The sequence below is a fragment of the Leclercia sp. 29361 genome, assembly GCF_011290365.1.
Classification (GTDB): Bacteria; Pseudomonadota; Gammaproteobacteria; order Enterobacterales; family Enterobacteriaceae; genus Enterobacter; species Enterobacter tamurae.
The window spans coordinates 3,373,685-3,386,626 of the sequence record NZ_CP049786.1 but is presented as its reverse complement, the minus strand read 5'-3'; the positions used below and the strand labels follow the sequence as shown (position 1 = coordinate 3,386,626).

Below are 12,942 nucleotides of genomic sequence, written 5' to 3'. Positions count from 1 at the left end.
GAAAGAAGATGATCGCAGAATTTGAATCACGCATTCTGGCGTTAATTGATGACATGGTTGAGCACGCCAGTGATGATGAGCTGTTTGCCAGCGGTTATCTGCGTGGGCACCTGACGCTGGCCGTTGCCGAGCTGGAAGCCGGAGACGACCATTCACCACAGGCGGTGCACGCCGAAGTATCCCGTAGCCTGGAAAAAGCCATTCTGGCCGGCGAACTCTCTCCGCGCGACCAGTCGTTAGTGCTGGGGATGTGGGAAACCTTGTTTCAGAAAGCCAGCCTGAACTAATCGGGAATCGCCCGGTGGCGCTACGCTTACCGGGCCTACGCTTTAACCATCTTCCCCTTCAACAACTTCCTCACCCATAACCGGTTCGGATTCAGCGCCGCCAGCGTATGCGCATCTAGCGGGATCGGCTCGTGACTCATTTGCGCGGCAAGAACTTCTGCCGTCAGCGGCGCCGTACAGAGCCCGCGTGAACCCAGCCCGCCCAGCATAAACAGATTGCGGAATTCAGGAGCACTCACCGCCTGGTCTTTGTTGTTCACTAAATCCTGATACGCCGCCAGGGTGGCGTCATAGTCCGGCACCGCCCCGGTCATCGGGAGATGATCCCGGGTGGCGCAGCGAATACCGTTCCGCGCTTCTCCTGCGCTGACATTCACCTCACGCGCCCATGTCGCCTGGGGGAAACAGTCGATCAGCCGCTGACGGTTATGCTGCTGATCTTCGTCGCTGTACTGCGGCTCGGTCTGCCCACGGTGATAGCTGGCACCGATACAGTGCTGGCCATTGGTCGGGTTTTGCGGGGTCAGATACCCGTCGTAGCAGAGCACCTGACGCAGCTGGCTCAGCTGCGGGGCCGCCGGGATATGGCTGACCTGTCCGCCCACCGGATAAACCGGCAGCGGTGCGGTCTGGCTGAACTGGTTGATGCCATGCCCGTTTGCGAGCACCACGCTGCCGTGCTGCGCCTGCTCACCGCTGGCAAAGTGTAATTTCCACTGCGTATCGGTCTGCTCCAGAGACATAACCTGGCGGCCATAGTGCACCTGCAGGCCGAGGGTCTGCGCCAGAGTGATGACTGCGGCAGTAAGTTGCGCCGGGCACAGCCAGCCGCCGAGCGGATACTGGATCCCGCCGCAGTCGGTCGGCACCCCGGTGCTCTCTGCCACCTGTTGGGCGTCGACCGTCACGGCGATCTGCTCGGGCAGGCCCATAAGGAGCATCTGGTTAATTTTTTGCTGACTCTTCTCATCCCAGCCAAGCTGGGTGACGCCGCACCAGGCATGATCAAACGCCACCGGCAGGGCATCGTACAGACGACGGGCAAAGGTAAATGCCGTCGGGAAAAACTGGCTCAGCGCCGTATCCTGGGCACTCAGCAGAGGGTAGAGCGCCCCCTGACGATTACCGGAGGCCCCCGTTGCCGGGGCATCGTCGGCGCAGTAGAGCGTCACCTGCCAGCCACGGCGTAACAGCGCCAGCGACAGCAGGGCGCTGGCAATCCCACCGCCCACCACGGCGGTTTCCCGCCCGTCGCTGGCGGTGCGGGCAAACCACGGCGTGCGGGCAGGGGAGGGGCGATCCTGCTCCATTATCCCGACGAGCATTTGGCGCTTACGGCCAAAGCCTTTGGTTTTTTGCATGGTGAAGCCGGCTTCCTGCAGGCCACGACGCACAAATCCGGCGCAGGTAAAGGTGGCGAGCGTTGCCCCGGGGCGGGCCAGGCGGGCCATCGCGGCAAACAGCTGCGGGCTCCACATATCCGGGTTTTTGGCCGGCGCAAAGCCGTCGAGGAACCAGGCGTCAACCTGCTGGTTAAGGGAGTCATCGAGCCGATCAGTGAGGTCGTTGATATCGCCGAGCCAGATATCGAGCGTGACGCGCCCGCCGTCCAGCAGCAGACGATGGCAGCCCGCGATGGGCAGCGGCCACTGGGCCTGGAGCTGCTCAGCCCAGGGCGCTAATTCCGGCCAGTGCTGATGGGCCAGACGCAGATCGGCGGCGGCCAGCGGGAATTTCTCAAAACTGATGAAATGTAATCTTTGCAGCGTAGCCTCAGGGTGGGCCGCACGGAAGCGATCGAAGGCCTGCCAGAGGGTAAGAAAGTTCAGACCGGTGCCAAAACCGCTCTCCGCCACCACGAACAGATCGCGGGGATGTACCGGAAAACGGGCGTTCAGCTGATTTCCATCGAGGAAAACATAACGTGTCTCTTCCAGTCCGTTATCATTAGAGAAGTAGACATCATCAAAATCTCGGGAAACAGGTGTACCCTCAGCGTTGAATTCGAGGTTGGCAGGTTGTATGGCGTTTTGTTTCACGTAAGTTACTCGTCTGACAGGCTGTGCCGCGATCTTAACGATGTGCGTCTGTTGGTGCAAATTTCCGCAGAAATTGGCTGATCGGACTTGTTCGGCGTACAAGTGTACGCTATTGTGCGACTCGAAACTTAAAATAGTGCGACTTACAGAGGTATTGAATGAAACGTGCAGTGATTACTGGCTTGGGCATCGTTTCCAGCATCGGTAATAACCAGCAGGAAGTCCTGGCATCTCTGCGAGAAGGACGCTCCGGGATCACCTTCTCTGAAGAGTTTAAAGATTCTGGCATGCGCAGCCATGTCTGGGGTAATGTCAAACTTGACACCACGGGCATGATCGATCGCAAAGTGGTCCGTTTCATGAACGATGCCTCTATCTACGCCTACCTCTCCATGCAGGAAGCGATTGCTGATGCAGGTCTGAGCGAAGAGGTTTACCAGAACAACCCACGTGTGGGTCTGATCGCTGGCTCCGGCGGCTCGTCAAAAGCGCAGGTGTTCGGTGCTGACGCCATGCGTAGCCCGCGCGGCCTGAAAGCGGTGGGTCCTTACGTGGTGACCAAAGCGATGGGCTCAGCGGTATCCGCGTGCCTCGCAACGCCATTCAAAATTCACGGCGTAAACTACTCCATCAGCTCCGCCTGTGCGACTTCCGCTCACTGTATCGGTAACGCGGTAGAGCAGATCCAGTTGGGCAAACAGGACATCGTGTTTGCTGGCGGCGGCGAAGAGCTGGGCTGGGAAATGGCCTGTGAATTCGACGCAATGGGCGCACTGTCCACCAAATACAACGAAACGCCAGAAAAAGCGTCTCGTACCTATGATGCGAGCCGTGACGGCTTCGTTATCGCAGGCGGCGGCGGTATGGTGGTGGTTGAAGAGCTGGAACACGCTCTGGCCCGTGGCGCGCACATCTATGCTGAGATCGTGGGCTACGGCGCAACCTCCGACGGCGCAGACATGGTTGCACCATCCGGTGAAGGCGCAGTGCGCTGCATGAAGATGGCGATGCACGGTCTGGATACCCCAATCGACTACCTGAACTCCCACGGTACTTCTACTCCGGTAGGCGACGTGAAAGAGCTGGGTGCAATCCGCGAAGTGTTTGGCGACAACAGCCCGGCCATCTCCGCGACCAAAGCCATGACCGGTCACTCTCTGGGTGCGGCTGGCGTGCAGGAAGCGATCTACTCCCTGCTGATGCTGGAACACGGCTTTATCGCCCCAAGTATCAACGTGGAAGAGCTGGACGAGCAGGCTGCTGGCCTGAACATCGTCACCGCGCCAACCGAGCGTGAGCTGAACACTGTGATGTCTAACAGCTTCGGTTTCGGCGGCACCAACGCCACGCTGGTCATGCGTAAGCTGAAAGCATAAGCGTTTGAATGTATAGTAGAAGGGAGCCTGAGGGCTCCCTTTTTTATGCCTGAAATCGGAGTTATGCATGACGGCCGTTACCTCAGAAAAAAACGCCTCCTCCGGGAATACCTCCCTGTTCCGCATCGCCTTTGCGGTATTCCTGACCTATATGACCGTTGGCCTGCCGTTGCCGGTGATCCCGCTGTTTGTTCACCAGGAGCTGGGCTATGGCAATACCATGGTCGGCATCGCCGTGGGTATTCAGTTTTTAGCTACAGTGTTAACCCGCGGCTACGCCGGACGTCTGGCGGATCAACATGGCGCAAAACGCTCGGCGCTGCAGGGCATGTTTGCCTGCGGACTGGCGGGCGGTGCATGGCTACTGGCCGCGCTACTGCCGGTGGATGCTGCGTATAAATTCGCGCTGCTGGTGGTGGGGCGCTTAATTCTCGGCTTTGGTGAAAGTCAGCTCCTGACCGGCACTTTGACCTGGGGAATGGGGCTGGTCGGGCCCGCACGTTCCGGCAAAGTGATGTCGTGGAACGGGATGGCCATCTACGGTGCGCTGGCGGCGGGTGCTCCGCTGGGCCTGTTAATTAACAGTCAATTTGGCTTTGCGGCGTTAGCTGGTACCACGATGGTATTACCGCTGCTGGCATGGGCGTTTAACGGCACGGTGCGCAACGTTCCGGCTCATAAAGGCGAACGTCCCTCCCTGTGGAGCGTAGTGGGGCAAATCTGGCAGCCGGGGCTGGGGCTTGCGCTGCAGGGCGTAGGTTTTGCGGTGATTGGGACCTTCGTCTCGCTGTACTTTATGAGCCGTGGCTGGGCGATGGCCGGGTTTACCCTCACCGCTTTTGGCGGCGCGTTTGTCCTGATGCGGGTGCTGTTCGGCTGGATGCCGGATCGTTATGGCGGCGTGAAGGTGGCAGTAGCGTCGCTGGTAGTTGAAACCCTTGGCCTTGTGCTGCTCTGGCAGGCGCCCACCGAGCCGGTCGCCCTGCTGGGCGCAGCCCTCACAGGCTGCGGCTGTTCGCTGATCTTCCCGGCACTCGGTGTCGAGGTGGTTAAACGTGTCGCTCCACAGGTACGCGGTACGGCGCTGGGCGGTTATGCCGCGTTTCAGGATATCTCATACGGGGTCACCGGGCCGCTGGCAGGGCTATTAGCCACCTCGTTTGGCTATCCGTCGGTGTTCCTCGCGGGAGCGGTTTCTGCGGTGGTGGGGATTGTCGTCACTTTAGTGGCGTTTCGCAGGGCTTAGCTTCTTGCCCGGTGGCGCTACGCTTACCGGGCCTACAAGAACCGTAGGCCGGGTAAGGCGAAGCCGCCACCCGGCAAAACATCACGCCACCAGCCAGAAAATCGCCAGCGCAATGATTAACGCAATTAACATCAGCCCGGGGCGGGCAGACAGGGTTTTGAACGTCTCCACGACCGGCGCAAACAGCGGGCTGTAGATTGGCTGAATGTTTCGCGCCTCCGGCACACCCGCTTCTCGCTCGCTACGGCGAATAAAGATCTGATTCAACAGATCCTGCACCTGGGCGGTGGTCAGCACCGTCTGCGGCGTAGCCTGCCAGTTCTGGCGGGCGTAATCCTGAATGCTGTCCCACTCTCGGGTTTCCAGCGGCTGTTTCAGCGCCGCCTGCAGGCTGTGCAGCGTTGGCGCGGTCTGGGTGCTCAGGGTCTGGCGGGCCTGCAGCCAGGTGGCAAGATGGGTAAACTGTCTGGCCGGAATTAACTCTCCCGCCTTCACGCCCGACAGCTCCAGCATCGACTGCCAGATCAGTTTGGTCGGCTCGCCCGTGGCGGCGGCGAGTTTGGTCACCATCTGCTTAAGCGTATTGTGTTCGGCGGGCAGCAGTGGGCGTTCAGTGGCCTGACGCTGTTGTGGCTGTGGAATAGCGAGCTGGTTATTTTGCAGCAGCGTCAGCACCGTCTTCAGCTGGTCGGGCGTCAGCTGGCTCAGCGCCGTCTGGCCATACTGCTGGCGAATAAAATCGCTGACCGCCTGGCGGTTATTTCCCTGGCTTAACAGCTCTGTCAGCTGCGAGACCATCTGCCGGGTGGTGTGGTTCTGCTGCGCGGTGTTCAGGCGCTGGTTCAGGTTTTGCTCAGCCGCAGGGAAGTGGCGCGACAGCATGGGCGCATCACTCTTCAGGTCCAGATCGTGTTTGACCCCGGCCCACACCTCCGCATTTTGCTGCGACGTCAGGGCAATCAGCCGGGTGATCAGGCGTTCCAGTACGGTGCGCTGCTGTGTGGAGAGGGGCTGTTCGCCTGCGACATGAGACGGACGCGGGCCGTCACCCGGAGGTTGCGGCGGCGTACCTGAAATGGGCTGCATCGTCAAAAAATCCTTAAAGTCGTTACTCAGCGTAAACCAGGTTACGTATATGCCTGGCGGCCAGATTATGGCACACTTGACCGGTTAACTTCCTCTCAAACAGGTACTCAGACGTGAAAATCCTCGTTGATGAAAATATGCCTTACGCCCGCGAGCTGTTCAGCCGCCTGGGTGAGGTTAAGGCCGTTCCCGGACGCCCGATCCCGCTCGCTGAGCTGGATGATGCCGACGCGCTGATGGTGCGCTCAGTGACCAAAGTGAATGAGGCGCTGCTGTCTGGCAAAGGGGTGAAGTTTGTCGGTACGGCGACTGCGGGAACCGATCATGTGGATGACGCGTGGCTGAAGCAGGCGGGGATCGGTTTTTCCGCCGCGCCGGGCTGTAACGCTATCGCGGTCGTGGAGTATGTTTTCTCGTCCCTGCTGATGCTGGCCGAGCGTGACGGGTTTACCCTCGCCGATCGCACCGTCGGTATTGTCGGGGTAGGTAACGTCGGCGGTCGCCTGCAAAAGCGCCTCGAGGCGTTAGGTATCCGCACGCTGCTGTGCGATCCCCCGCGTGCCGACCGTGGCGATGAGGGCGATTTCCGCAGCCTGGACGAGCTGGTGGCCGAATGTGACGTGCTCACCTTCCATACGCCGCTGTTTAAAGACGGGCCCTATAAATCCCTGCATCTGGCCGATGAGGCCCTGATTAGCCGCCTGAAGCCGGGCGCTATTCTGATCAACGCCTGTCGTGGCCCGGTCGTGGATAACGCCGCGCTGCTGAAGCGTCTGGATGCCGGTCAGGATCTCAGCGTGGTGCTGGACGTCTGGGAGCCGGAGCCGGATCTCAACGTGGCCCTGCTGAATAAAGTGGATATTGGCACCGCGCACATCGCGGGCTACACCCTGGAAGGTAAAGCACGCGGCACCACTCAGGTGTTCGAGGCCTACAGCGCCTTTATTGGCAAATCGCAGCAGGTGGCGCTGGATACCCTGCTGCCGACCCCGGATTTTGGCCGCATTACTCTGCATGGCCCGTTGGATCAGGCAACGCTGAAAAGGCTGGTGCATTTAGTGTATGATGTGCGCCGCGATGACGCGCTGCTGCGAAAAGTAGCGGGTATGCCGGGTGAGTTCGACAAGCTGCGCAAGCACTATGTGGAGCGCCGCGAATGGTCTTCCCTGTATGTGATGTGTGATGACGCTGCGGCGGCATCACTGCTGCATAAGCTGGGCTTCAACGCCACTCATCACCCGGTACGTTAATGTCTTCTTAATGCTCCCTGGCGGATAACCCGCCGGGGACGCTTTTTTATTTCTGGAGTAAACCACCATGTCTGAAGGCTGGAACATTGCCATACTGGGCGCAACGGGCGCCGTGGGCGAAGCCCTGCTCGAAACCCTTGCTGAGCGTCAGTTCCCGGTGGGGGAGATCTTTGCCCTGGCGCGTAATGAGAGCGCAGGTGAACATCTGCGTTATGAGGGCAAATCGGTACGCGTGCAGGATGCGGCTGACTTTGACTGGACTCAGGCGCAGCTGGCCTTTTTCGTCGCCGGGGCTGAAGCCTCCGCAACCTATATTGAAGAAGCCACCAACGCGGGCTGTCTGGTGATTGATTCCAGCGGCCTGTTCGCCCTTGAGCCGGACGTACCGCTGGTGGTGCCGGACGTCAACCCGTTCGTACTGGCCGACTACCGTAACCGTAATATCATCGCCGTCCCGGACAGCCTCACCAGCCAGCTGCTGACCGCCCTGAAACCGCTGATCGATGAAGGCGGTTTATCCCGCATCACCGTGACCAGCCTGCTGTCGGCCTCCGCCCACGGTAAAAAAGCGGTGGATGCGCTGGCCGGGCAGAGCGCGAAGCTGCTGAACGGTATTCCGGTGGATGAAGAGGACTTCTTTGGTCGTCAGCTGGCCTTCAACATGCTGCCACTGCTGCCGGATCGTGAAGGCAGCGTGCGTGAAGAGCGCCAGATCGTCGATCAGGTGCGTAAGATCCTGCAGGATGAAGGCCTGATGATCTCCGCCAACTGCGTGCAGTCGCCGGTGTTTTACGGTCATGCCCAGATGGTGAGTTTTGAAGCGATGCGTCCACTGGCGGCGGAAGAGGCGCGCGACGCCTTTGCCCGCGTCGAGGAGATCGAGCTGTCTGAAGAGAGCGAGTTCCCGACCCAGGTGGGTGACGCAACGGGCAACGCCCGTCTCTCCATCGGTTGTGTGCGTAACGATTACGGCATGCCGGAGCAGATCCAGTTCTGGTCGGTGGCCGATAACGTCCGCTTCGGCGGCGCGCTGATGGCGGTAAAAGTCGCTGAAAAACTGGTGCAGGAGTATCTGTACTGATGTCAGAAGTGGAACAAAAGCCGGTCCATAAAATTGCCCTCGGGATTGAGTACGATGGCAGTAAATATTATGGCTGGCAGCGACAGAATGAGGTGCGCAGCGTCCAGGAGAAGCTGGAGAAAGCGCTCTCTCAGGTGGCGAATGAGCCCATCAATGTCCTGTGCGCGGGGCGTACCGATGCCGGTGTCCATGGTACCGGGCAGGTGGTTCACTTTGAAACCACTGCGGTGCGTAAAGACGCGGCCTGGACGCTGGGGGTAAATGCGAATTTACCTGGAGACATCGCGGTGCGTTGGGTCAAAACTGTGCCCGATGATTTTCACGCGCGTTTCAGCGCCACCGCGCGCCGCTACCGCTATATCATCTATAACCAGCGCCTGCGTCCGGCTGTATTGGGCCAGGGCGTAACGCATTTTTACGCGCCGCTGGATGCCGAACGTATGCAACGCGCCGCGCAGGCGCTGATTGGCGAAAACGACTTTACCTCGTTTCGCGCGGTTCAGTGCCAGTCGCGCACGCCGTGGCGCAACGTGATGCACATTAACGTCAGCCGGTATGGCGCGTATGTGGTGGTTGATATCAAAGCCAATGCCTTTGTACATCATATGGTGCGGAATATTGTTGGCAGCCTGATGGAAGTGGGCGCCGGACACCAGCCGGAGAGCTGGATTGCAGAGTTGCTGGCAGCGAAGGACAGAACCCTGGCAGCAGCAACGGCGAGAGCGGAAGGGCTCTATCTGGTCTCGGTCGATTACCCGGATCGTTTTGACCTTCCAAAACCGCCAATGGGCCCGCTGTTTTTAGCGGACTGATAGCCGTGCAATAAAGGTTTAGACAATATGGATTTTATTCGCTTTGTAATTGATTTTATTCTGCATATTGATGTTCACCTGGCCGAGCTGGTCGCTGATTATGGCGTCTGGGTGTATGCCATTCTGTTCCTGATCCTGTTTTGTGAAACCGGGCTGGTGGTGACGCCGTTCTTACCGGGCGATTCGCTGCTGTTCGTGGCGGGGGCGCTGGCCTCCCTCGAAACCAACGACATCAACGTTCACCTGATGGTGGTCCTGATGCTTATCGCCGCGATCCTTGGCGATGCGGTGAACTACACTATTGGTCGGCTATTTGGCGACCGGTTGTTCAGTAATCCGGACTCGAAGATTTTCCGTCGCAGCTATCTGGATAAAACCCATACGTTTTATGAGAAGCACGGCGGTAAAACCATTATCCTCGCGCGCTTTGTGCCCATCGTCAGAACCTTTGCCCCCTTTGTTGCGGGAATGGGTCATATGTCGTACCGTCAGTTCGCGCTTTATAACGTGACGGGTGCGCTGTTATGGGTGCTCAGCTTTACCTACGCGGGCTATTTCTTCGGTACTATTCCCATGATTCAGGAAAACCTCAAGTTACTGATCGTAGGGATTATTGTGGTCTCCATTCTGCCGGGCGTGATCGAAATTATTCGTCACCGGCGCGCGGCGGCAAAACAGGCAAAATAAAAGCACGACTGCGGTTCGACCACTTTTTTATCCAAAGTTTCGGGCTGTTATGTTTTAATGTGCAACATTCATGGTCTGTCGGGGGCAAAAATGGCATTATGCGCCCCTTACAGCAAACCTGGTTCAGGCAGAAAGGTTATCAATGAGCTGGATTGAACGAATTAAAAGCAACATCACCCCAACCCGCAAAGCGAGTATTCCTGAAGGGGTGTGGACCAAATGTGACAGCTGTGGCCAGGTCCTGTACCGTGCCGAGCTGGAGCGTAATCTGGAAGTTTGTCCGAAGTGCGATCACCACATGCGTATGTCGGCGCGTAACCGCCTGCATAGCCTGCTGGATGAAGGTTCTCTGGTTGAACTGGGCAGCGAGCTTGAGCCGAAAGATGTGCTGAAGTTCCGCGACTCCAAAAAATACAAAGACCGTCTGGCCTCTGCACAGAAAGAGACCGGCGAGAAAGACGCCCTGGTGGTGATGAAAGGCACTCTGCACGAGATGCCGGTTGTCGCAGCAGCGTTTGAGTTCTCCTTTATGGGCGGCTCAATGGGTTCCGTGGTCGGCGCGCGCTTCGTGCGTGCGGTAGAGCAGGCGCTGGAGGACAACTGTCCGCTGATCTGCTTCTCCGCCTCCGGTGGTGCCCGTATGCAGGAAGCGCTGATGTCGCTGATGCAGATGGCGAAAACCTCCGCAGCGCTGGCGAAAATGCAGGAACGCGGTCTGCCGTACATCTCCGTACTGACCGACCCGACCATGGGCGGCGTATCGGCAAGCTTTGCGATGCTGGGCGATCTGAACATCGCTGAACCGAAAGCGCTGATCGGCTTTGCCGGCCCGCGTGTTATCGAACAAACGGTTCGTGAGAAACTGCCGCCGGGCTTCCAGCGCAGTGAGTTCCTTATCGAGAAAGGCGCTATCGACATGATCGTTCGCCGTCCGGAAATGCGCCTGAAACTGGCAAGCGTTCTGGCGAAGCTGATGAATCTGCCGTCGCCGAGCCCGGATGAGCCGCGCGAAGGCGTGGTAGTACCGGATCAGGAACCCGAGGCCTGATAACTGAAAAGGGCAGGGCCAATGGCGCTGCCCTTTTGCTTTCTAACCGTAACTGAAAAGCGCGCAACATGGAAAATATCACTCTTCCCCAAGCCACGTCGCCCCTGGCCGCGTGGCTTTCTTATCTGGAAAACCTGCACAGTAAAGCCATCGACATGGGACTTGAGCGCGTCAGCCAGGTAGCGGCGCGCCTTGACGTTCTGAAACCGGCTCCTTTTGTCTTTACGGTGGCGGGCACCAACGGCAAGGGCACCACCTGCCGCACGCTGGAATCCATGCTGATGGCGGCGGGCTACAAAGTGGGTGTCTACAGTTCGCCCCATCTGGTGCGCTACACCGAGCGTGTGCGGGTACAGAACACCGAACTCGCTGAATCGGCCCATACCGCCTCGTTCGCAGAGATCGAAGCCGCGCGTGGCGACACGTCGCTGACCTATTTCGAATACGGCACGCTGTCGGCGCTGTGGCTGTTTAAGCAGGCGCAGCTGGACGTGGTGATCCTCGAGGTCGGGTTAGGCGGGCGGCTGGACGCCACTAACATCGTGGATCCGGACGTGGCGGTGGTTACCAGCATCGCGCTGGATCATACCGACTGGCTGGGGCCCGATCGCGAAAGCATTGGCCGTGAGAAAGCGGGTATTTTCCGCGCCGGTAAAGCGGCGATTGTCGGCGAGCCCGATATGCCGCACACCATCGCTGACGTGGCCCGGGAGAAAGGGGCGCTGTTGCAGCGTCGTGACGTCGACTGGCGCTACAGCGTGACGGAGAGCGGCTGGCGCTTTGAAGATGCCAGAGGCGCGCTGGACAACCTGCCGCTGCCGCAGGTGCCGCAGCCGAACGCCGCTACGGCACTGGCCGCCCTGCGCGCCAGCGGTCTGACGGTGAACGAGCAGGCCATTCGCGACGGCATTGAGCAGGCAATCCTTGCCGGACGTTTCCAGATTGTCAGCGACTCACCGCGTCTGATTCTGGATGTGGCGCACAACCCCCATGCCGCGGCTTACCTCGCCGGACGTCTCAAATCATTGCCAAAAACCGGGCGCGTACTGGCGGTTATCGGTATGCTTCATGATAAAGATATTGGCGGCACGCTGGCCTGCATGGAGACTGTGGTCGATAGCTGGTATTGTGCACCTCTGGAAGGCCCACGCGGGGCGACGGCTGAACAGCTGATGGAACATCTCGGCGAGGGCCAGAGCTTTGCCAGCGTCGAGCTGGCATGGCGTGCGGCGATGGCGGATGCCAGACCAGAAGATACCGTGCTGGTGTGTGGATCTTTCCACACGGTGGCACATGTCATGGACGTAATGGATGCGGGGAGAACCGGTGGCAAGTAAGTTTCAGAACCGTTTAGCAGGCACCATTGTGCTGGTGGCGCTGGGAGTGATTATTCTCCCCGGGCTGCTTGATGGACAGAAAAAACATTATCAGGATGAGTTTGCGGCGATCCCGCTGGTGCCGAAACCTGGCGACCGGGATGAGCCGGATATGCTGCCGGCGGCGACGCAGGCGTTACCTGCTCAACCGCCTGAAGGCGCGGCTGAAGAGGTGCAGGCGGGCGATGCCGCGGCACCGTCCTTAGACCCTACGCGTCTCGCGACCGGGAATAACAACGAACTGGATCCGGCGCCGGTGGAGCAGTATGCGCCAAAACCGGTGCAAAAACCAAAACCGGTTGAGAAGCCGAAACCGCAGCGCGATAACACCAGCCAGCAGCTGGCGGCGGCGACGGAAACCCCTCCGGCCAAACCGACGGCAGAAGAGAAACCTGCGCCAACCGGTAAAGCTTATGTCGTGCAGCTCGGCGCGTTGAAAAATGCCGACAAGGTCAACGAGGTGGTGGCTAAACTCCGTGGCGCGGGGTATCGCGTTTACACTTCACCTACGACGCCGGTACAGGGTAAAATCACCCGTATTCTCGTCGGCCCGGATGCATCGAGAGATAAGCTGAAGGGGTCGCTTGGCGAGTTGAATCAACTCTCCGGTCTGAGCGGCGTAGTGATGAACTACAGCGTGAACTGAGTTTTTCG

At 59.1% G+C, this 12,942-nt stretch carries 12 protein-coding genes; 10 read left to right on the top strand and 2 right to left on the bottom strand.

Translation table 11 applies throughout. The features are described from left to right. Window positions 1-8: 8 nt before the first annotated feature. Window positions 9-287, top strand: a complete 279-nt coding sequence (locus tag G7090_RS16160) for a YfcL family protein (RefSeq protein ID WP_106994715.1) — start codon at window positions 9-11, stop codon at window positions 285-287. Window positions 288-322: 35 nt separating this feature from the next. Here G7090_RS16160 and mnmC read toward each other — a convergent pair whose 3' ends face one another. Further along, window positions 323-2,326 (bottom strand): bifunctional tRNA (5-methylaminomethyl-2-thiouridine)(34)-methyltransferase MnmD/FAD-dependent 5-carboxymethylaminomethyl-2-thiouridine(34) oxidoreductase MnmC, encoded by a 2,004-nt coding sequence (gene mnmC, locus G7090_RS16155; RefSeq protein WP_207630077.1) that lies wholly within the window; start codon window positions 2,324-2,326, stop codon window positions 323-325. Window positions 2,327-2,484: 158 nt separating this feature from the next. Here mnmC and fabB point away from each other — a divergent pair, with 158 nt between their 5' ends. Together fabB and G7090_RS16145 are read left to right on the top strand one after the other, a co-directional pair. Next, the gene (gene fabB, locus G7090_RS16150; RefSeq protein WP_166183080.1) at window positions 2,485-3,702 is read left to right on the top strand and encodes a beta-ketoacyl-ACP synthase I; all 1,218 of its coding nucleotides are present in this window, start codon (window positions 2,485-2,487) and stop codon (window positions 3,700-3,702) included. Window positions 3,703-3,769: 67 nt separating this feature from the next. Then, entirely contained in the window at window positions 3,770-4,948 is a 1,179-nt protein-coding gene (locus tag G7090_RS16145; RefSeq protein ID WP_166183078.1) for an MFS transporter, read from the top strand. Between the two features lie 81 nt (window positions 4,949-5,029). Here the strand turns inward: G7090_RS16145 and flk are convergent, their stop codons facing one another. Beyond that, window positions 5,030-6,034: a flagella biosynthesis regulator Flk gene (gene flk / locus G7090_RS16140; protein WP_166183076.1), complete on the bottom strand. Its 1,005-nt coding sequence runs from the start codon at window positions 6,032-6,034 to the stop codon at window positions 5,030-5,032. A 113-nt stretch (window positions 6,035-6,147) separates the two neighbouring features. Here flk and pdxB point away from each other — a divergent pair, with 113 nt between their 5' ends. The 7 genes from pdxB (at window position 6,148) to dedD (ending at window position 12,934) form a co-directional block, all read left to right on the top strand. After that, window positions 6,148-7,284 carry a 4-phosphoerythronate dehydrogenase PdxB gene (pdxB, locus tag G7090_RS16135; protein ID WP_106994720.1) on the top strand — a complete coding sequence of 379 codons (1,137 nt, stop codon included), beginning with the start codon at window positions 6,148-6,150 and terminating at the stop codon, window positions 7,282-7,284. 67 nt (window positions 7,285-7,351) lie between these two features. Continuing rightward, window positions 7,352-8,365, top strand: coding sequence for an aspartate-semialdehyde dehydrogenase (locus G7090_RS16130; RefSeq protein ID WP_166183074.1), 1,014 nt, complete (start codon window positions 7,352-7,354; stop codon window positions 8,363-8,365). Further along, complete coding sequence (gene truA, locus G7090_RS16125) at window positions 8,365-9,177, top strand: tRNA pseudouridine(38-40) synthase TruA (RefSeq protein WP_166183072.1); 813 nt, start codon at window positions 8,365-8,367, stop codon at window positions 9,175-9,177. Before G7090_RS16130 ends, truA begins: the two co-directional genes overlap by 1 nt. Before the next feature lie 27 nt (window positions 9,178-9,204). Further along, a complete protein-coding gene (locus G7090_RS16120; RefSeq protein WP_106994723.1) occupies window positions 9,205-9,864 on the top strand; it encodes a DedA family protein in 660 nt (219 codons plus the stop codon). Window positions 9,865-10,006: 142 nt separating this feature from the next. Continuing rightward, complete coding sequence (accD, locus tag G7090_RS16115) at window positions 10,007-10,912, top strand: acetyl-CoA carboxylase, carboxyltransferase subunit beta (protein WP_039030948.1); 906 nt, start codon at window positions 10,007-10,009, stop codon at window positions 10,910-10,912. A 68-nt stretch (window positions 10,913-10,980) separates the two neighbouring features. Next, window positions 10,981-12,249, top strand: a complete 1,269-nt coding sequence (folC, locus tag G7090_RS16110) for a bifunctional tetrahydrofolate synthase/dihydrofolate synthase (protein WP_166183070.1) — start codon at window positions 10,981-10,983, stop codon at window positions 12,247-12,249. Further along, window positions 12,239-12,934 carry a cell division protein DedD gene (gene dedD, locus G7090_RS16105; RefSeq protein WP_166183068.1) on the top strand — a complete coding sequence of 232 codons (696 nt, stop codon included), beginning with the start codon at window positions 12,239-12,241 and terminating at the stop codon, window positions 12,932-12,934. The genes folC and dedD overlap by 11 nt, the downstream gene beginning before the upstream one ends. Window positions 12,935-12,942 lie beyond the last annotated feature (8 nt).